The following is a 20,107-nucleotide window of genomic DNA, read 5'->3' on the forward strand; positions in this document are numbered from 1 at the left end:
GCTACCGGCGAATGTGAAGTCAGTCGGGCTGTCGAAGGACTATGCGGTCACGCGAAAGGATAGGTGCCCCTCAAAAGGGCATCTCGATCAGCCCCACGTAAAGCATCAACAGGGTGAGAAACGCTGACGTCGCGGTCACCAGTTGGAACATCGCAAACCCATTGCGCAGGCGGTCCACAAAGCTTGTGCCTTCACCCGTGCTTTGGTTGCCCCGGTTGGACCATTTCTGCTTGGACAAATGGAAAATCATGTAGATCTTCACGGACGCGTTAATCACTTGATTGAGATAGAGAATAAAGGGCCAGGTCATGTCGGCACGGCGGCTATATCCAATCAGAAACAGACACAGCACCACGCGGGAAAACAACACCCAGATTAGGCAATTCCAGAAATATCCCGGCGCGATCATGCTGCCCAAAACCGCCATGATTGGGCTGACCATCATGGTCCACATCGCGAGGCGCTGATCCACCACACACCACCAGATGAAAAACGGCATCTGCCGGGGGCCCAATGCAATGGCGCGGGTGCCATTGCGCAGCATGTTGCCAGACCAGCGGCGGAAATTCTGGATCATCCGCATCAGCCCATTCTCTTTGATCACTTCGATTGTGTAGACCGTGGCGTCTGGCACATAGGTCATTTTTGCGCCGACGCTGAGCAAGCGGTACCAGGTGGATTTGTCGTCTCCGGACAGGAAGCGGAACCGTCCCCAAAGCCAGTGGTTCAAATGATCGGCCTCAATGGTGCGAATGAACTTCGGGTCCACAATGTGACGCGCGCGAAACACGCTCATGCGGCCGGTCAGGGTCAACACGCGATTGGACAAGGCATGACTTTGCATCGCGAGCCGCCGCTGGGCAAACCGCATGTCCAGCCATTTGGCGATCCACTGCGGCCCGTAACAGATGACTTCCTCATCGGTGGTCAGCGCCTGTAGCTCAGGATCATAGGCAAACATTGACAGGGTTTTCTTCAGAACATCGTCACCAAACAGTGCGTCTCCGTCCATGAAGATCACCATATCTTCAGGGTCCGCCGCCGTGCGGCTGATTGCGCGCAGGATCAGGCCAATGGCCATACGTTTTCCAGGTTGGTTTTGCCGGATAAACACCAGTTCGGCGAGATCATCGGGAATGTCCTGCGCGTAAGTTTGCACAAACTCCCGGATGATCATCTCATCGTAGGCACTGCCCGTGCCAATGTAGAGCGTGGTGGGAATACGTTCGCGCCGGATTTGGCCCAGAATGGAGCCAATCACCCGCTTGGTGATCGACGGTTCTTCGTAGTAAGTGGTCATCTGGATGTGCAGCCGTTTGGGCCGCCAACCCGCGTCCCAAAGCGCATCCGCCTGCTTGCGCATGCCAGGCCATTTGCACCGAGCATAGATCATCGCGCGGATGGAATGGGTGAACCACCAGCCAAACCGCCACAGCCCCAAAGTGCCCAACACAACCGTGATGTGCCCAGCGTTTGGATCAAGAAATCGATTGGGCACATTGGCCAGCAACCGATAAAACGCAACGACAACGGCAAACAGCGCCAGCAGGTTGGGGAAGGTCCAGCGCGCCCAATACGGTTTGATCGGGGTTTGTAAGTCCCGCAGCCGCGTGGTCAGGTCTTTGTCAAAGGCATATTCGGACTCTGGTTCATACATGACGTGACCAAAGGGTTTTTAAACGGTCAATTACGCGCTGCGCCCACGGGCGGCGGACTTCCATGTTGACCGGCGCATCCTTGCGCAAGGCGTCTTTGGTCTCTGACGCGCTCATCGCACTTGGCGTCACTGTCACGATGATACCAAACTCGCCAGGGCGGCGCGGATCGGCGCCTGCCTGTACATCTGTCACCAGGCCCGCAATGGTTTGTTTTTGACCCTGAGCGTTGATGCCAATGCTGGCGGGCATGCCGACAAAAATTGTGTCCGCGAAGCGCTCACTGACCCAACCTTGCGCCACACGGGGGGTGTCAGCCTCAAATACAACCGCCAAGTCATCGTGATCATAGGGTTGTCCTTTGCGCACCAGGACCTCATGCACCACGCCGTTGGTCGGCGCGCGCACATGGCTTAGGGAAATTGCGGACTTATGTGCATCCCGGGTTGCACGCAAACCACGTACTTTGGCCAGCTGCGCAGCCTCAACCTCTCTCAGCCGCATCACCGCAAACTGAAACGGATCCAGCGCAATCGCAGCGATTGGATTTTGAGGCAACATCGCTTGCCAGCGATCCCACAACGTTTCAAACCCACGATCTCCGACAAAACGCGCATAAGCCTGCCCCATCACGGCGGCCCGAACATCTGCAGCATCCACACTGTGATATGCGGTCAACGCCTCAAGTGTTTGGCTGATTTGCAGCAATTCATTTTGTTCCTGCGCCAGCTTTGCCCGCGCCAAATCCAACTTTCCTTGCGCTTCTGGATCTTTAAGGCGAACAAGCACCTGTCCGGCGACAACCGCTTCTCCTGCCTGCACTGATATCGACTTCACAAACCCTTCGCTGGCGGGCAGATGGTCCGCAATGGGCGCCACCACCCGGCCGTGCTGCACATTGATCCGTGTAACACTGTTGAACACCGAAACCCCGAGAATTGTGGCGACGCTCAGGGCGACCAATCCGTATACCAGAACGTGCAGCGCAGCTCGGATCGGCGTTGGCCAACGCCCCTTGATGCTCGCCTCTTTTTCCTCTTCGGTCTCCTCCATCGGCACAAGGTCAACCGGCGTGTCCAAACTGGTGATCACATCCTCGCTGCTGGCCATCTGTCCAGATAGCAACGCGCGATAAAACAGCGCCAGAGTTTCCCGCTGGCGCCCACTCAACCCTTCAAACTCAACCTGATTTTCTGCATTCGGCTGTGTCAGCCGCACGGGAAAGCGCACGTCAACCCCTTGGAATGGCACGCTCAAAACACCCGTTTGTGGGCATTCTCCGACCTCCTCAGGCCAATTCAATCCCGCCAACGACCATGCTTCAATCCGCACCACTTCCCCGGCTGGCGTTTCAAACGTCAGCGGTGCTTGCACAGTCCAGCTCAAATCAGAACCAGCGGATTGATGGCGAATTTTCACAACGACCTCGTGATATGTTCGCAATCAAACTACAAAAAGGCGGCCAACCGTTAGGACGCGCGGCTGTATGGAACGGCGATCAAAAGAGAAATCAACTAACCCAAAGGATAGTTGAGCTGGAAATCTCCCAAGCAAGCGCGTCTCTTTTGGGTATGTCCCTCACCATTAGGAGAAAGGCGGCATCCGGGCGGCAAGGCGTGTGGATGTAGAGGCGCCGCGCAGACTGCCTTGGTCTCTGACATCGCAACACATGTTGTAAAGAGCGATGCTTAGGGCTGGAGAGGTGTGCCTATTGGCGTTTTTTGCACGCACCCCAACACTCTGGTCCCATCATAGCCCGACGCTATGCGTGGCGAACTATACCTTTGGCCAATGAGGTCCCCGCACGTTTGGTGCCTCAAGAATCCGCCACAGAGAACTCAATCCGACGATTTTTGCTGCGCCCCTGTTTGGTAGCATTATCAGCAATAGGCCGTTCCTCTCCATGGCCCACCGCCTGCAGTCGTGAAGAGTTGATGCCTTTGTTGGTCAGGAAGCGGACGACTGCGGCGGCGCGACGCTCCGACAGCCTTTGGTTTGCCTTTTGTGAGCCAACGTTGTCAGTGTGACCAGCAACCACAACCTTCAGATCTGGGCAGCGGGCCACGATATCGGCCACCTGAGTAAGGAGCGGCGTCGATTCATCATTCAAACGCGCCGAGCCGGGACGAAAATAGATGTTCCCACTGCGCGACAATATCTCAAACCGACCTGCACAGGCTTCCAATGAAAAGTCACCTTCGGCCTCCAGCGCAACCGACACCGGTGCATCAGAGGGCGTTTCTGCGGCCGGCGACTGCGGCGTTGCGCCCGAGGGTAATGCTTTGAAAATCAGATCAAAATTCACATTGGTAGACGGCACTATCGAAACGCTTGCGGCCTCCTCAAGGCTTTGCAGCCCATCCATGAGGTCATAGTCCGCAACCTTGAGTGTCAAAGGCTCGGCGCTCGACACTGCAATCAGATCCTCCCCGATCAAAATCACAGAAAGCTGAGCGATCTCTTCGCGTTTTACGCCATGAAGGTTGAGCTCGATGGGCAAGGACACAGTTTTCCTTTTGACCTTCGACAAGTCGGCGATCAATTCAGGGGCGATCTGGGTTGTCACCGTTGCCTCGGGATGCAGGAAAGTCTCGAAAAACAGGAACCGCATGCGCACATTGCGCAGATCAACTTTGGTGTCGACGCTGTCCAGCAACACAGTCACGGTTGCCGCACCGGTGGCGTTGATGTTGCCTGAGAGTGTTGCAAATGAGGAGGTTTCGATCACCGACTGGTTCTTGATGGAGCTGAATTGAATGGAGGAGGCCCCCGGCTCTAGACGCCACCCACTCCCAAACGGAGCGTCCTGCGCCAGACTTGGCAGTGCTGACAAAACCACAACCGCAGCGACAAATACCCTGACAAATAACACGATAGTCCCTCCAACATCGGTGGCTCGAACCAGAAAAGTATCGGCAGTTTGTCCGATAGATGCAATGGTTGTAATTTGTTGCGATATGGCGCGGATCAGCTAGGGTTTTGACTAAAGACCGCGCAATAGGAGGGCCGCACGTGCGTGCACTGTTCTTGTCGATCGCCTGCCTGACGTATCTGACCGCCCTCGCGAGCGCCGAGCCGCGCATCGCGCTGGTCGTTGGAAATGCCACCTATTCCGATGTTACCCCGCTCGCAAATGCGGGGGCTGATGCGGCTTTGATGTCCACCGCGCTAGGCGACGTGGGCTTTGATGTCACGCTGGTCACGGACGCGTCGCAAGACGAAATGAAAGGCGCCATTGCAAAATTTGGTGCGGCGTTGCGCGCCGCTGGTCCTGAAGCCGTGGGGTTATTCTATTATGCGGGGCATGGCGTCCAGTCGTTTGGGGCGAATTACCTTTTGCCTGTGGATGCCCGCCTGACGGTGGCTGCCGATCTGGATTTGGTGGGGCTTGAGGCCGCCTCCGTGCTGCGACAGATGGCGTCCGCTCGCAATCAAACAAATATCGTGATCCTGGATGCGTGCCGCGACAATCCTTTTGAAAACGTACCAGACATAAACGACAGCGGGCTGGCCGAGATGAAGGCCCCGACCGGCACATTTCTGGCGTATGCCACGGCCCCGGGTGACGTGGCGATGGATGGCGCAGAGGGCAACAGCCCCTTCACGAGGGCCCTCGCGCGCGAAATCCACGTGGAAGGAGCCCCGGTGGAGCACGTGTTTAAGCAGGTGCGGGTTTCGGTGTTGTCAGACACCAATGGCCAACAGACACCTTGGGACACATCCTCTTTGACGCGGGAGTTTGTTTTCAAAGCTGGCGCAACTTTGCCACCCGAGGAAATGGCGGAAGCCCAGCTTTGGCAAGCCGTGAAGGCGAGCCGGGACCCCGTTCAGATCATGTTGTTCATGAGAAGCTACTCGGACGGCGAACACGTTGAAGAAGCCAGGGCACTTTTGGCAACTGCGCTCGAAGAAGAGTTGAGCCGGGGCAAGACTGAACCGACGGAACCGGCGGTCTCCATGCCCGCTCCAAAAGAGATCGCAGATGAAGAAACCGCCCTGATGGAGCGCGCACGAAGGTCGGGAACGCTGGCCGATTATGCAGCTTACCTGGACGCGTTTCCCAACGGAGTTTTTGCCGAGTTGGTGAAGATAGAAGTATCGGCCTTAAAACGGGCGTCTGAGGAGGCGCCCAAACCCATCCCACCAGAGGACATCGCAGACACGCAAACGCCAGACACTGAGACAGTCAAATGGGAGGTATACTTCGACCAGCCTCTCAAAAACGGCCCATCTGAAATCCTCGGCGCAACGCTTTTGGAGGTGACAGCCCTTAGCCCGTTGTTCCCGCCGATTGAGGGGTTGCCCGAGGCCATGTGGAAAGACCAACCCTGCGCCAACTGTCACGAGTGGACACGAGAGGCCCTTTGCGATCAGGGGAAATTTTACCAAAAACAGGCAACTGCCCGGCACCTGTCAAAGCAACATCCATTTGGCGGCGGTTTTAAAGAGAACTTGAAGCATTGGGCAGGTGGCGACTGTCAGTAGTCATCCGACAGCAAATACCCGAGAGCGAATGTTTGTGAGCGCGCCTTACGCCTTTCCGATGTGTCTCGCAGCAGATAGCCCGCCATTGATTTACTTCGCAGTTTCAAGCCACACACTTGGCGCATGAGACCGCGCCCACACCCTCAGAGGTTTAGATGCCTGGAGATGCGCAAGCTTTCCTGGCAAGCCATCCATCACCTGTGCATGTGGCAAGGGATCTTTCCGCGCAGTAATGACCGGCCACTGATTTGCGAACCCTCGATTTAAATCGACCCATTTTTGACTGTCAGGCTCCGTGTCGGGCTGGATCGCGCCTGCTGGGCATTCAGGTTCGCACACACCGCAGTCAATGCAGTGGTCGGGGTGGATGACCAGCATCGTTTCCCCTTCGTAAAAACAGTCCACCGGGCAGACTTCCACGCAATCAGTAAATTTACACGCTATGCAGTTTTCAGTGACAACATAGGTCATAATGCGGTCTCCAGTCGGCGAACCGGATGGCTCGCCGTTTTTGGCAATTACAAATGGGGGGATTAGTCAGCGACGGTCAGGATTTCGTCGAGCGGCTTTTTCATCTTGGCGACAGCGGGAACCTTTGCGTCCTGTGCCGCATGCCCCACGGCGACAATCATTATCGGCTTCTCGCTTTCAGGCCGCCCCAACATCTTGTTCAAAAACCGCATTGGATTTGGGGTGTGGGTCAGAGTGACCAAGCCGGCATGGTGCAGAGCTGCAAGCAAAAACCCACAGGCAATCCCGGTGCTTTCTGGGACATAGTAGTTCTTGAAACGCGTGCCATCGTCAAAATGGCCCCAGCGCTGTGCGAACACCACAATAAGCCAAGGAGCTTCTTCCAGATGGGGTTTGTGGTCATTGGTACCAATTGGTTCGAGCGCTTTGAGCCACTCATCACCCGCGCCCCCTTCGTAGAACCGGCGCTCTTCCTCCTCAGCCGCTTCGCGGACGCGTTTTTTAAACGCAGGATCGGAAATCGCCACAAAATGCCACGGCTGGTGGTTGGCCCCTGATGGCGCCGTGCCAGCGGTACGAATGCATTCCTCAATCACGTCACGGGATACCGGAGCGTCAGAATAGTCACGCACTGTGTGGCGCCGTTTCATTCTGTCGTAGAAAGTCTTTGCCTCGTTGAGGCTTTTTTCCGCTGAGTAGTCCATCCGGTCTGGCAGGTCGGCAGGTTGGTATTCGATGTGATCGCGTGCAAACATTTGCGTCTCCTTTGCTTTGATCAGAATACCGTCAGTGCCCGCAATTTCATTCCTCATTGATGAGGATTGCTGACAGCTGGGTAAAAAGTGTTCGTTCCACCAAACAACTCAGAAACGGAGCCAAAAATGGATCAGATTGTTGGAGGACTTGCAGCCACAAGCGAGGTGCCAAAGGGCTTTGTTACATTGGAAGTCCAGTCCGTGCATCATTACACGGAACGCTTGTTTTCCTTTACTACACAACGTCCTGCAGGGTTTCGGTTTCGCTCCGGAGAATTTGCCATGATTGGATTGATGGTTGATTGCAAGCCGTTGGTGCGCGCCTACTCCATAGCCTCACCCAACTGGGAGGAGCATCTGGAGTTTTACTCGATCAAAGTGCCAGACGGCCCTCTAACGTCTCGGTTGCAGAACATTCAGATTGGTGACGAAATTCTGATCCGCCCCAAACCGGTTGGCACGCTTGTGTTTGACGCACTCTTGCCGGGCAAGCGGCTGTTTTTGCTGTCCACGGGCACCGGCATCGCGCCCTTTTCCAGCGTTATTCGTGATCCTGAAGTGTACGAGAAATTCGATCAGATCCACCTGTTGCACACCTGCCGCGAGGTGGCTGAGCTGCAGTATGGCGAGGAATTGGTGCAGTCCGTTCACGCCCACGAATATTTGGGGGAACTGGCCGTCGGAAAACTGCACCACCATCCTTCCGCAACTCGCGAGACTTACAAAAACACCGGACGCATTGACGATTGGATCAAAGACGGTCGGCTTGCGCGATTGTGTGGCGGAGATTTGACGCCAGACACAGACCGGGTGATGATCTGTGGGTCGATGGCGATGCTGGACACGCTGAAAGGCATTTGCGAAGAGCACGGTTTTCTTGAAGGGTCGAATTCAAAGCCGGGGCAGTTTGTCATCGAAAAAGCATTTGCCGGGTAAGATAAAGGATAGATCTCGATTGAAACAGCAAAAGCTCCACCCCCCTTTTGCCGACGTGAACATGGCCGTCGATCAGGTAATCCGATTGTCGCAGACAGTTGGATCTGAGAATTTCATTCAGGCGGTCATGAGGGTGGCGACCGAAACTTGTGGTGCCGATTTTGTCTCCCTGTTTTGTCAGGGAGACCGGGACACACCGCTCCTGATCGGCACAGCCTGTCGTTTGGGGCAGCGGCGCGCAGCCCAGGCTGCAAAGGGGTATCGGCGTCACGTTCATGTAGATGGAAATACAGCAATCTTGTCCGGTTCACAGGGCATTGGGGACTTTCTGACTTACCAAAGCGCGGGGGACATTCCCTCATTCACTTACCGTCGCGACTGTTACGATCTGCCAGGAATTTCTGAGCGCGTGTCCGTTGTGCGTCGCGCCGCGGACTATGGGCTCTCGATCAGCCTTTATGCGAGTGACGAAAATGGTCCTTTCGACGCCCCGCACGGGGACAAAATACAAGCACTTTTCAGGCTTCTGTTGGCTTTAACTGAACGGCACGTCGCCTTCTCTTTAAAAGATGGCGTTTGGATGGAGAACGACGTACAGGCCCGGCTTGCCCTCTCTTATCCCGATCTAACCCCCCGCGAGCGCGAAGTGGCCGCAATGGCGATCAAGGGCCGCACTGCAAAGGAATCTGCCGACCTGCTTGGTGTGGCGGAAACAACAATCATCACCCATCGGAAAAAAGCCTATAAGCGCATGAACGTCACCTCACTGCGCCAGCTTATGGCAAGTTATTGACCAGATCGGTGCGGTACCTGACTTGAGTGTCACCATCAGCTTTTGGCGATGCGTGTGGCCACAATCCCGACCAGGATTACGGTGTCATTTTGCGTTTTCTCAAACTCACATGATCTCACAATCCGCGCAACGGTTGGCTTGAGACACACACTGTCCCGATTGGCATTTCTTCCTCAAACCTCAAATTGAAAAAACAGCGTACTCTCGCCTTGGACCGATCTCGACGCAGAAGAGGTGGACGCTCTTAGGATGGAGAATGCGATGTCGCTCGCAAGCTTCTACTTGTCTGAAGCCTCCCGCCTCTGCGGCAACCCAGAATACTCCAACGCGATAAGTCAGACGGAAGCACTGCGAAATAGGCTCTTCGCCAACTGGCCCTACGACAACATTGTTTTGTCCGAAATCACCAACAGAGGGCCCAGGTCTGTTCGGATCTCGCCTGCCACCAAGGGAGCCCTGACGGCACTTGTGGAACACCCTTGGGCTGTACCTTTAGAAACGGGCACCGTCGTGCGGAGTAGTAAGCGCGGGTAAGCTTGGAAACTCGTCTCCTGAATTAGATCACGTCAACGACATAGAGCAAGTTCAGGTGGGCAGTGGTGCCCCCGTCTTTGTTTTCGCACAAGGGGTACAAAAACGTAGGATAGCAGAAGCCCTCCTCGCCCGGCACCAGTTGTAGCATTGTGCAGGAAGCGGACTATGCAAGATTGGCCATTTGACGACACTCGGAATGTACTCCATCTCCACCTGTGGCGTAGCGTAATTTCTCACGCAAATGTTTGCCTAGGATGTTGGCTGGAGTGGCCAGGGCAACAATTGGAAGGCAATTTTTGCCCTGCTCCAAGTTTTCAGAACCCACAATTTGGCCTCTCTTCCTCTCAGAGAGAGAAAGGTCACCCACAGGTATCCGGCGAACGGTCACACAACACAATTGTGATCGTTTGGCGTTGAATTTCGTTCATGCCTGCTTGTTATGGTGGCCACTCAGATGGGATAGGAAACTATTAGGCTTTCGCCGTTAGGGTCGCCGAACAACAGCTCTCTAAGAGACCCAAGGCCCCATGATGAACATTCGCGGCTATTTGCGCCTTCGCAGTAGTCTTGCCCTGATTATTCTAGTCGCGGCAGGGATTTCCGCCTTCGTTGTGTCGTCTGAAGGGCACAAGGGCGTCATGGAGAGTTCAGTTAACGCTCAAGTCCTTGGGCAGTTGCTGGTTTCCACTTCCGAACTTTCGCTGGCATTCTCTGATTTGAACGATCCTGAGAGAGCTCAGAGCGTAAATATTGCAGAAGGCAATCTGAGACGAAACTCCAGAGTTGGAGCTGCGGCGCTCAGCGAAATTGAGGATCGACTTGCGCGCGGGCTGTTTGATGGGGAGAGCAAGCGCGTTCTCACCCAACCTTCGTTGAATCCTGTCACGGAGTTTCATGAAATCCTGCAGATTGCGGGAGTTGCTGGTGACACAGAGACCCCAGTCAGAAGAAAGGCGCGGGCCGGTGAGCTGGGAGAAGAGTTGAGTGCGCGAACGTTGCCTGTGTTCATGGAACTCTACCAGCTTGAAGTCGCGTCAGCGGAAGAGGCCGGCGCGAAGCAAGAGCTGTACACGCGTATGGCATTGGCGCTTGGAGCCATTGGTGTTTTCATCACGATCGCCTTTGTGCAGCGACCGATGGAGCGGTTCGTTTTGCGGTCTCACTCGGAGCTGGAAGCAAGTCGTAAAGAGGCTGAGACAGCTCGCAAGGAGGCCGTGACGGCGCGGCGCGCGGCTGAGGACGATCGTGCGATGGCGGAGGCTGCATCGCAGGCCAAATCGGCATTCTTGGCAACGATGAGTCACGAAATTCGAACGCCGCTTAATGGCGTTATGGGCGTGAGTGAATTGCTTTGTGAAAGCGAGGCGGATCCAGAGCGCAAGCACATGCTCGACCTGGTCGTAAAAAGCGGCAATTCATTGCTGCAGATCATCAACGACGTGTTGGATTTGGCTAAGATTGAAGCGGGAAAGGTTGAGCTTGTCGAAGAGACGTTTGATGCATGGCAAATGTGTGAAGAAGTCTTGGAATTATTCTCGGCACAAGCGCACCGAAAGAACATCAAGCTTAGCCTTGATACGTCGACAGACGCGTATCCCTGTTTGTGTGTCGGTTACGGGAAGCCGGTTCGTCAAATTCTGCTCAACCTGGTGAATAACGCGCTGAAATTCACAGACAATGGTGCGATAACCGTTTTCTTGAGGCGTCAAAACCCACAACAGCCTGGGGAGCAAGGTCGACTATGTATCTCTGTTGAGGATACCGGGATTGGTATTTCGGAAGACGCACAGTCGAAAATCTTTGAGCAATTCACCCAAGCAGATGGCTCTACAACAACGAAGTACGGAGGCACTGGATTGGGGTTATCTATTGCCCAAAAGCTTTGTGAGCAAATCGGCGGAAAGCTCTCGGTGGTTTCTCAATTGGGACATGGGTCTACTTTCACCGTCAAATGCCCTGTGAAGTGCAAAGTAGGGTCGCTAAAGCCTCAGACTGACAAGCTGGTTGAAGATGGGTGGACCGGCCATGTTTTGATTGCAGACGACAACAAGGTGAACCTCCTGGTCGCCAGTAAAATAGTCGCTGGCCTAGGGTTGACGGTGGAAACAGCCTTTGACGGGGTCGATGCGCTGAGCAAATTCAAGGCAGGGAGCTTCGACCTCATTTTGATGGATGTCCGCATGCCCAATATGGACGGGCTGGACGCAACTCGTGCCATTCGTGCCTATCAAACGGCTGAGGGAGCGCCAATGACACCAATTGTGGGGTTGTCTGCCAACGCCATGAACGAGCACCGAGAGGAAGGGCTATCGTCTGGCATGTCAGGCTACCTTTCGAAGCCCCTCAAAAAGGCCGCTCTTGTTGCCGAATTCAAGCGAATTGACTGCTTTACGAACGCAAACCAAACCAAAGGATCATCTCAATGCGCATGACCTCCATGCTTGTCTCCGTATCATGTTGCTTTGGTATAGGAGCGGTGCCCGTTTTGGCGCATGATAGCAAAGTTCTGGTGTATAACTGGTCCGACTATGTCGCCGAAGAGGTGCTGGAAAACTGGGAGGAAGATACCGGATTTGGGATCGAGATTGATAGCTACGCAAATGCCAATGAGGCGGAGGCACGCTTGGTCGCACGAGGCACCGGCTATGATATTGTTGTTGTGTCCAGCGAGTCTGTTGGCCGCATTATTGCGAGCGGCGGCGTTCAAAGACTTATTCCGGAAAACTTTCCGGACGTCGTGATGCCGTTACCTTTTTTGGAAAGCCTCTTGTTTTCTAATCTGCCAGAGGCGCGAGACTATGCGGTTCCCTATATGTGGGGAACCACAGGGGTTGCATATAATATCGAAGAAGTCGCGGCTCGAATTCCCGACGCGCCAACCGACGGTTGGTCTTTGATTTTCGATCCTGAGAACGCAAAACGCATGGCCGATTGTGGCATCACTATTGTAGACTCAAATGAAGAGGTCGTGGCCGCGGCACTGGCCTATCTGGGCAAGAACCCACGCTCAAAGGATACTGCAGACGTGGATGCCGCTTTCGAGGTTCTTCGTGCGATTGAACCCTACATTTCAGACTTCAACACAGAGCAATATGACGATCTGATGAACGGAGAAATCTGTTTGTCATTGACCTGGAGTTCTGAAGGATTGGGGCCAATGCTCGAAGGAGAGGGGGACTACAAGTACGTGATCCCGAAGGAGGGGACCAATATTTGGGCGGATGTTATTATGGTCCCAATCGATGCTAAGCATTTGGAACTGGCACATAAAACTATTAATCACCTGATGAATAAACAAAATCTTGCCTTGGGAGTAGAGTATCTTTTTGGTGCGATCAGCTCGAATGAGCTTGTGGATGTCGTGGACAGATCACTATTTGATAGTCCAGCCATGTCGCTGCCAGAAGACGTTCGTGAAACTTTGTATTTGGCGCCTCATTATTCAGGGTCGGAAAAAGAAACTCTCGACAAGAGATGGCGCCAGTTGCAGCTCGGCATGTAACACAGCAGAAACGTAGGGAAATACACTTGCGCTTTCTTTCTCTGAAATTCACCCACGAATTCGCGTTCATCGGCTTTATCATATAGTGAAATTGTTGGTGTTGCGGCTTCAAAACTGGACGCCAAGTGGGATGGTAATCCCCCCTAAAATTAGTGGCGTTCAAAACTAGAGTTTTCTCGGCAAGATATCTGAGGAGATTTACGATGAAGGCAGCACGATATAGCGACGCGCAGATTATGGGCATCCTGAAGCAGGCAGAGGGCGGTGTTCCCGTTTCTGAGCTGTGCCGCGCGTAGAACGATTGACCGGAATCCGAAGTTTTCAGACATTCGTTTGTGTTGGAATGAGGGAGACCTCGGTCAGAAACCCTCTACTGCCTACGAAGACCGGCTTTGCCGCCTACATTCGCTCGGTCGCATCCCAGTCCAACGTAAAAATGCGCGTGTGAAGCTAGGCTGACTTGGGTAACCCAGTTGAGTGCCGATTTTCTGAATCTCTGCATCGCTCGACTCGAGCAGGAATATCGCACGGGATTTGCGTCTTGCATCCAACTCCGTTTGATATGTCGTTCCGTGCTTCGCCAGCGCCCGCTTTATTGAACTGGCTGAGCGCCCAGTAAGACTAGCAAAGCGCTGTAGAGTGAATCCGGGGCGATCCAAATACATATCAAGTGTTAGACGAAAGGTATCCACATAGTCTGTATTGGACGAACTGGCTTTCATTCTTGCTTGCCTCAATACTCCATCAGTGCGCTGCAACATCCAAAGAGCAGGGAAGCAAAAACATGCGGGGGTCCTTCGCAAGGATCGATCCTGCTGGAAGTTCGCCAACTGGTATCGCTTCTGGATTGCAGACCTGAACTTTCAGGTCCTCAGGGTGCCACTTGCTACCAGTACATAATCGCATAATTCGGATCATGAAGCCTGTGAAATACCCATCGATCTGGGCCGGTGGCGAAGCGGGAATGAACGTTCTCTGAGTTGTCAGGTTAGCGCGGGTGCCATCGGTTGACAGCAAATAGGTGGCCAGTGTTGAAAAGCGACCAACGTCGATGACCAGAGCGGTTAGCAACTCGCCGAGGGTGGCATAGGGGAGTTCAAGAACGCGCATATTGGGTAAGGTGTTCAATCCGGCAGTCGCACCAATGTTATAACCAAGACAAGGGTCATCCAGCCGGTCGGCGGACGCAGCAGCAAAATCATACCAACTCTGCGCGGAGATAAAGCCGTTCTCTTTCGCTAGCGTATTCGTCGAGAGACCTACTGACTTCAGTACGGGTTCCGGGTCAATCCGTTTGCGCAAGAGCGCATCGCGAAACGGATTGGCCATAGTTGCCGTCACAATTGGGATCGTCTTCTGGTCCACGAAACCTCTCAGTACTTCTTCTCGATATACCACATCGGGCCAAATTAGTACCACATTAGCTCAGTATATTTTTGATAGTGACCCATATTGGTAAACCTGTTTCGTACACTTTTGCTAGTCTAATTGAAGATAGTGAACCTCAATTTTGGGGGCGTATCAAATGATCCAAACGCGCGGGGGTTTCCCAGATGAAACATGTTATTCTATCAAGTGCTCTGGCTGTCTTGGCCACTGCTGTAGCGGCACAAGATGCACCAACGCCGATCCTGTTTACCAATGTAAACGTTTGGGACGGGGAAAGTGACAAACTTTTGGAAAACGCAAATGTTGTCGTGACCGGCAACCTGATAACGGAAGTCAGCAGTACCCCCCTGGCCGTTGCCAACGCAAAAATCATTGATGGTGGCGGGCGGTCTCTTATGCCCGGGCTTATAGAAAGCCATGTTCACGTCAACCTTCAACATATGCTTGGAGGCTACGACACAATTGAGTTGAGAGACTGGCAGGAAATTGGTGCGATGGGCGCCGTAACCGCACAGTCACTTCTGAAAGACGGATGGACAACGATCCGCGATCCGGGAGCAAATGCCGTTGGCATTAAAAAAGTGGTGGACCGTGGCGAAATGGCGGGGCCACGCATGTATCAGGCTGGTGGGGTTATCAGCCAAACGTCGGGACACGGTGACTTCCGCCTTGCAGGCCAGCGCCTTCTTGAGGAACGCTACACGTTTAAAGGTTACCGTCTTGGGTTCGCCTACATCGTAGATGGGCGAGACGCGACATTGAGCGCAGCGCGGCAGAACCTTGCCAACGGTGCCACTTTTCTAAAGATGATGATGGGAGGCGGAATTTTCTCGACCAAAGATCCGCTGCATACGAAACAGAGTTCTGATGAAGAAATTCAAGCGGTGGTTGAGGCCGCCACCCAATGGGACACCTACGTCACGGCCCATATCTTCCTGCCCGAGCATGCTCGGCGCGCAATTGGGTTTGGCCTGAAAGAAATTCTCCATATCCCTTACCTCGACGTAGAAACAGCCGAATTCATGGTGGAAAAGGGGGTATTCTATAACCCGCAGCTTTCTCAATCTTCACCCGATGTACTTGAGGCGACATTTGGGGCTGAGGAATCGGTGACAAAGGCAAAGGCGCGTGTCACCCAGGAAGCCATGCAGCAAACCACCAAGGTCATACAACAGGTTCCAGAACTTCTGGAAACTATGACATTTGGCGCGGACATCGTGACCAACACCAAGGCCAACGCATTGCGGACCCGAGATCACGAAATGTGGTTCTGGGCAGAGAATTTCGGGATTCTGCCAACCCTAAAGGCCATGACATCAAATGGCGGTAAACTGGCTGCCCTGACCGGCAAAAACAACCCGTATCCTGACGGGCCGTTGGGTGTGATAAAGCCGGGTGCCTATGCCGATATTCTGCTGATCGACGGCAATCCGCTCGAGGACATCACATTGCTTGGGGCCAGCGCAAAGATGTTCGATGCGCCAGAACGCACCGCCGGAGACATCCCCGCAATGGACCTGATCATGAAAGACGGTGTGATCTACAAGAACACGCTGGATTAATGAATAAGGTGCCGGGCCTGTAGTCCGGCACACGTATGAGAAAGGCAGTTAGGGCCTTGTTTTTCACGGTGTTGTGACCGCTTTGGGATTACCGGCCATTCACTTACTCCAAGTTCAAAGTCAGCTTTGGACCACTCCCTGAACTTTGCAAAGTCCATTAACTGCGCATAGCCACCACTCAATATCCACCCCACACCAACCAACCAACACCTTCAGGCTGTCATCTTCCACGCCAAGGACACTTGGCTAGTCTCCATCCTTGAAGACTAGTTGGAATTCACCCGCCCGCAGCACTTACAGCCAAAACTGGCAGGATGCGCCGCTAAACGGTTTATCAAGGCTATTTCCGCATATTGCCCAGCAAACACCCTGCCAGCAGAAAGCCGGTCCAATGTCGATTGCCTCATCCTTGCGTTTCGCTCTTCTGACCTTCAGCCTCGTGGCGTCCGAAGTGCAGGCAAACAATGTCTCCCTGATCCAGAACGGTTTCTTTGCGCAGCGCGCCTCATTTAATGACGATTCCTCCCGTGCACCGCACCGTCCTGCCCAGGGGCAGCCGTCCGACGCCGACGTCAGCCGCGGAGCGGTGGCGTTGCGCCCTGGGGCTGCGAGTCTTTTCCGCGGCCGCGCCAACGGCGGCCTCTTCGCGCCGGTGTTGGTGCAGACCCTGCCGTCAGCAGTCCAGCAGCTGATGACCCTGATTGCGGGCGCTGAAGCCGGCAAGGCCGGGTATGATGCCGTACAGCATGGCGCCCGGACCCGGCCTGCCAATCGGCCAACCGAGATGACAATCGCCGAGATCTATCAGTGGATTGACAACACCCCGGGACAGCCTCATGCGATCGGGCGCTATCAGCTGATCCCCGCCACCATGCGCCGTCTTGTTCGCCATCAGGAGGTGCCGCACAGCAAGCTCTTCAGCCCAGAGCTACAGGACCAACTGGCACACCAGCTGTTGGAAGAGGCGGGACTCAGCGACTTCCTGTCCGCCGACATGTCGCGCGCGGACTTTATGCTCAATCTTGCCAAGATCTGGGCAGGCCTGCCCACGTCAAGCGGCAAATCTTATTACGAAGGCTATGCCGGCAATAGCGCAGTCTACACTTGGGACTATTTTGATGCCCACTTCAGAAAGATCTTTCCTAGCTAGCGACTGAGCCGGTTAAGAAAGGGGCGTGGCAATATCGGTCTGAAGGTCCGAGTTAGAGGTAGGACAGACGCCTCGGTGAAAGGATTCGGCCTGAGGCCGCAAACCTGAAATAGCTCCACACCTCATGGGGGCCACCGGCTTTGGCGACGATCTACACGTCCCCGAGGCAACTAAGTAGATCTTCCGCTTCTTCCCTTTCAAAATCGGCGCCGGTCGTATCAGTAAGGTGCTGTGTTTTCGGTAGTGTCGAAACACGCGCGGCAACTGTCAAAACAGTGCGAGCGGTCATTTGATCCGGAGACAGAAATCGGCGACTACCGCCGCGAGCTGTGAAGTCGATCAAGTTGTGGCTCTGAGCTTCTCAACCGAATGTCGGGCAAGTTGCTGTGATCAGACGCGATGTGTAGCGATGCGACAAATCAGAAGGGACACGTCTACGGAAGTAGAAGATACCGTTTTTCCAGACGGTATGGGCAGGTGTTTTGTGTGTTAGCATGTGATACGTCTGCTTGATCCAAAGAAAAAGCCAAATCTTATCAATCGCTTGAAATCTGAAATGGTGCCCAGGGGCGGAATCGAGCCACCGACACGAAGGTTTTCAATCCGTCCATGACACAAGACCACAAGTCGCGCATTTATGTTGTAGATACATAAATCGCATGATGACATGGCAGGCCCGTCAGCGGGACAGCCCCAGTGAACTTCGTCAGGTAAAGACACACAAAAGAGGCACCCAATCAACGAGTGGACGTACCTTCGAATTGAATTTCGACCCCACGCCCTCAACTGCTGGATATGGACAAACAGGGGCACTCGCTGCGCGCTCTGCTTTCCAGCCCCAAAGCAGTCCACTGCCGCCAAGCAGAAACCCCCATCCCAAAGGTGCGGGAGGGGGCCTCGCTTTCATAAAACCACGCAGACGCCATAGGTGGCGCCAGCCTGTTAAACTGTGCCGCCTAAGCTGCCTTCCAACGCCACCAGTTCTTGCCCACCAGCCATCATATCCTGCAACTCATCCGGCGTGATTTGACCGCGTTGAGACGTGCCGAGCGTTTGGCCTCGGTTCAGAACCGTGAACCGGTCCCCAACGGCAAGCGCATGGCGCACGTTGTGAGTGATGAAGACAACCGCCACGCCCTGTTTGCGCACTTTATCGATGGTGGCCAAAACATTCGCTGTTTGGCGTACGCCAAGAGCGGACGTGGGCTCATCCAGGATAAGCACCTTTGCACCGAAATGAACGGCCCGCGCAATGGCAACGGTCTGCCGTTCCCCGCCAGACAATGTGCCAACAGCCTGGTCCGGACCACGTAGGTTGATTCCCATTTTGCGCATCTCTTCCATCGTGACCTTGTTGGCGTAGTCATGATCGAAGAACTTCATTGGACCAATCTTTTTCACCGGCTCATTGCCCATGAAAAAGTTCCGGCTCACGGACATCAGCGGGATCATCGCCAGATGCTGGTGCACTGTTGCAATCCCGGCAGAGATCGCATCACGCGGGTCGGCAAAATGCATCTGCTTGCCTTCAAACAGAATCTCGCCATTGGTCGGTTTGTGCACACCGGACATGGTTTTGATGAACGTCGACTTACCGGCACCATTGTCGCCCAGCAGACAGTGACACTCACCGGGAAAAACATCTACCGAAACACCGGCCAACGCGATCACGCGGCCAAAGTGCTTCTCGATGTTCTTCATCTGGATGAGTGGAGCGTGTTCAGGATTCATATCAACGCTCCCCTGTGATGATGCGACGGATGTAGGTATTCAGGATCACCGCACCAAGCAAGATCACGCCGAGGAAGACCCGGAACAAGGAGCTTTCCACCCCGGCAAAGAACAGACCCTGCTGCACCACACCAAAGATCAAAGCCCCCAACCCAGCACCAATCACCGATCCGTATCCACCGGTCAGCAACGCACCGCCAATGACCACGGCAATGATCGCCTCAAATTCCTTGAGCACTCCTCGGTCAGATCCCGCTCCGCCAAATTCCATCACCTGGCACGTGGCAAAAACCGTGGCACAGAAGGCGGTGAACATGAACATCAGGATTTTCACCTTGTCGACCGGCACACCGGAGTTGCGCGCCGCTTCAGCGTCGCCACCAGCGGCAAAGATCCAGTTGCCAAAACGGGTCTTGGTCAAAATGATGTGCCCGACAATCACCAGCGCAATGGCCCAGACAATCAACATGGGAAGGCCTTCGACAACCGGTTGTCCCTTGCGAGTGCCGCGCTCAAATACGGCTATGATGCCGTTGTCGCCCATCCACTGAAAGAACCCAGTGAAGATCTTGCCGCCAAACACGGCCGCCAACCAATCGCCTTGAGCTGCGTCGCCGACGCCACCAATGATGGTTTTCCGTTCAATCGTTTGCGGCAAGTAGATCGCAAAGCCGCGCAAGATAAACAGAAAGGCCAAGGTCACGATGAAACTTGGCAAACCGGTGCGCACCACAATGAACCCGTTTAGGGCGCCAATGGATACAGCGATTACAAAGGTGACGATTATGGCCATCCAGACAGGCCAGCCCAAGGTTACGCTGAAGATTGCGATCAGCATTCCGGCAAACCCGATCATCGAGCCTACTGAAAGGTCAAATTCGCCAGCAATCATCAGCAGGCAGGCACCAACGGCGATAATCATAAATTGAGCCGAGATCTGGCTCCAGTTCATGATGCCCTGGCTGTTGAACATGCCGCTGTCAAAAGCGAACAAGAGGAAAAAAGTGAACACGGCGATGGTGCCGACAATCCCACCCAACTCGGGGCGGATCAACGCATTTCGGAAATTGGAGATTTCCTTGACGCGCTCGTCGGAATTGGCCGTGGGTTGCGTCGCGCTTGTCATGCGACATCTCCCGTCTGG

17 protein-coding genes and 1 pseudogene are annotated in these 20,107 nt (G+C 54.3%); 8 read left to right on the forward strand and 10 right to left on the reverse strand.

What is annotated here, in order from left to right; translation table 11 throughout:
* Positions 1 to 70: 70 nt before the first annotated feature.
* The 3 genes from QOL67_RS00060 to QOL67_RS00070 form a co-directional block, all read right to left on the reverse strand.
* Positions 71 to 1,657: a glycosyltransferase gene (locus QOL67_RS00060; protein WP_283423908.1), complete on the reverse strand. Its 1,587-nt coding sequence runs from the start codon at positions 1,655 to 1,657 to the stop codon at positions 71 to 73.
* Positions 1,650 to 3,074 (reverse strand): HlyD family secretion protein, encoded by a 1,425-nt coding sequence (locus tag QOL67_RS00065; protein WP_283423909.1) that lies wholly within the window; start codon positions 3,072 to 3,074, stop codon positions 1,650 to 1,652. The genes QOL67_RS00060 and QOL67_RS00065 overlap by 8 nt, the downstream gene beginning before the upstream one ends.
* A gap of 397 nt (positions 3,075 to 3,471) precedes the next feature.
* On the reverse strand, positions 3,472 to 4,527 hold the full coding sequence (locus tag QOL67_RS00070) for an OmpA family protein (protein ID WP_283423910.1): 1,056 nt from the start codon (positions 4,525 to 4,527) through the stop codon (positions 3,472 to 3,474).
* Between the two features lie 140 nt (positions 4,528 to 4,667).
* On the opposite strand from QOL67_RS00070, the gene QOL67_RS00075 reads away from it, so the two are divergent.
* Positions 4,668 to 6,140, forward strand: coding sequence for a caspase family protein (locus QOL67_RS00075; RefSeq protein ID WP_283423911.1), 1,473 nt, complete (start codon positions 4,668 to 4,670; stop codon positions 6,138 to 6,140).
* A 90-nt stretch (positions 6,141 to 6,230) separates the two neighbouring features.
* On the opposite strand, the gene fdxA is transcribed toward QOL67_RS00075, so the two are convergent.
* Together fdxA and QOL67_RS00085 are read right to left on the reverse strand one after the other, a co-directional pair.
* A complete protein-coding gene (gene fdxA / locus QOL67_RS00080) occupies positions 6,231 to 6,611 on the reverse strand; it encodes a ferredoxin FdxA (protein WP_283423912.1) in 381 nt (126 codons plus the stop codon).
* Positions 6,612 to 6,673: 62 nt separating this feature from the next.
* A complete protein-coding gene (locus QOL67_RS00085; RefSeq protein WP_283423913.1) occupies positions 6,674 to 7,366 on the reverse strand; it encodes a nitroreductase family protein in 693 nt (230 codons plus the stop codon).
* Positions 7,367 to 7,492: 126 nt separating this feature from the next.
* Here QOL67_RS00085 and QOL67_RS00090 point away from each other — a divergent pair, with 126 nt between their 5' ends.
* The 5 genes and pseudogenes from QOL67_RS00090 to QOL67_RS00110 form a co-directional block, all read left to right on the forward strand.
* Positions 7,493 to 8,302: a ferredoxin--NADP reductase gene (locus QOL67_RS00090; RefSeq protein ID WP_283423914.1), complete on the forward strand. Its 810-nt coding sequence runs from the start codon at positions 7,493 to 7,495 to the stop codon at positions 8,300 to 8,302.
* Entirely contained in the window at positions 8,244 to 9,095 is an 852-nt protein-coding gene (locus QOL67_RS00095; RefSeq protein WP_283423915.1) for a helix-turn-helix transcriptional regulator, read from the forward strand. Before QOL67_RS00090 ends, QOL67_RS00095 begins: the two co-directional genes overlap by 59 nt.
* 1,061 nt (positions 9,096 to 10,156) lie before the next feature.
* Positions 10,157 to 12,061, forward strand: coding sequence for an ATP-binding protein (locus QOL67_RS00100; RefSeq protein ID WP_283423916.1), 1,905 nt, complete (start codon positions 10,157 to 10,159; stop codon positions 12,059 to 12,061).
* A complete protein-coding gene (locus QOL67_RS00105; RefSeq protein WP_283423917.1) occupies positions 12,052 to 13,131 on the forward strand; it encodes an extracellular solute-binding protein in 1,080 nt (359 codons plus the stop codon). The genes QOL67_RS00100 and QOL67_RS00105 overlap by 10 nt, the downstream gene beginning before the upstream one ends.
* Before the next feature lie 203 nt (positions 13,132 to 13,334).
* A pseudogene (locus QOL67_RS00110) lies at positions 13,335 to 13,421 on the forward strand (transposase); the annotation flags it as partial.
* A gap of 87 nt (positions 13,422 to 13,508) precedes the next feature.
* Here the strand turns inward: QOL67_RS00110 and QOL67_RS22030 are convergent.
* On the reverse strand, positions 13,509 to 13,892 hold the full coding sequence (locus tag QOL67_RS22030; protein WP_430458920.1) for a helix-turn-helix domain-containing protein: 384 nt from the start codon (positions 13,890 to 13,892) through the stop codon (positions 13,509 to 13,511).
* A complete protein-coding gene (locus tag QOL67_RS00115) occupies positions 13,876 to 14,460 on the reverse strand; it encodes an AraC family transcriptional regulator ligand-binding domain-containing protein (RefSeq protein ID WP_283423918.1) in 585 nt (194 codons plus the stop codon). The genes QOL67_RS22030 and QOL67_RS00115 overlap by 17 nt, the downstream gene beginning before the upstream one ends.
* Positions 14,461 to 14,684: 224 nt before the next feature.
* On the opposite strand from QOL67_RS00115, the gene QOL67_RS00120 reads away from it, so the two are divergent.
* Positions 14,685 to 16,082, forward strand: a complete 1,398-nt coding sequence (locus tag QOL67_RS00120; protein ID WP_283423919.1) for an amidohydrolase family protein — start codon at positions 14,685 to 14,687, stop codon at positions 16,080 to 16,082.
* Positions 16,083 to 16,473: 391 nt separating this feature from the next.
* Complete coding sequence (locus QOL67_RS00125) at positions 16,474 to 17,232, forward strand: lysozyme family protein (RefSeq protein ID WP_283423920.1); 759 nt, start codon at positions 16,474 to 16,476, stop codon at positions 17,230 to 17,232.
* Between the two features lie 361 nt (positions 17,233 to 17,593).
* Here QOL67_RS00125 and QOL67_RS22035 read toward each other — a convergent pair whose 3' ends face one another.
* The 3 genes from QOL67_RS22035 to QOL67_RS00135 all read right to left on the reverse strand — a co-directional run bounded on the left by QOL67_RS22035 (position 17,594) and on the right by QOL67_RS00135 (position 20,089).
* Positions 17,594 to 17,728 carry a DUF6538 domain-containing protein gene (locus tag QOL67_RS22035; RefSeq protein ID WP_430458921.1) on the reverse strand — a complete coding sequence of 45 codons (135 nt, stop codon included), beginning with the start codon at positions 17,726 to 17,728 and terminating at the stop codon, positions 17,594 to 17,596.
* Positions 17,729 to 18,174: 446 nt separating this feature from the next.
* Complete coding sequence (locus tag QOL67_RS00130; RefSeq protein ID WP_283423921.1) at positions 18,175 to 18,963, reverse strand: ATP-binding cassette domain-containing protein; 789 nt, start codon at positions 18,961 to 18,963, stop codon at positions 18,175 to 18,177.
* Between the two features lies 1 nt (position 18,964).
* The gene (locus QOL67_RS00135) at positions 18,965 to 20,089 is read right to left on the reverse strand and encodes an ABC transporter permease (protein ID WP_283423922.1); all 1,125 of its coding nucleotides are present in this window, start codon (positions 20,087 to 20,089) and stop codon (positions 18,965 to 18,967) included.
* Positions 20,090 to 20,107: the final 18 nt, after the last annotated feature.

This window comes from Shimia sagamensis, from assembly GCF_900182745.1.
GTDB lineage: Bacteria > Pseudomonadota > Alphaproteobacteria > Rhodobacterales > Rhodobacteraceae > Shimia > Shimia sagamensis.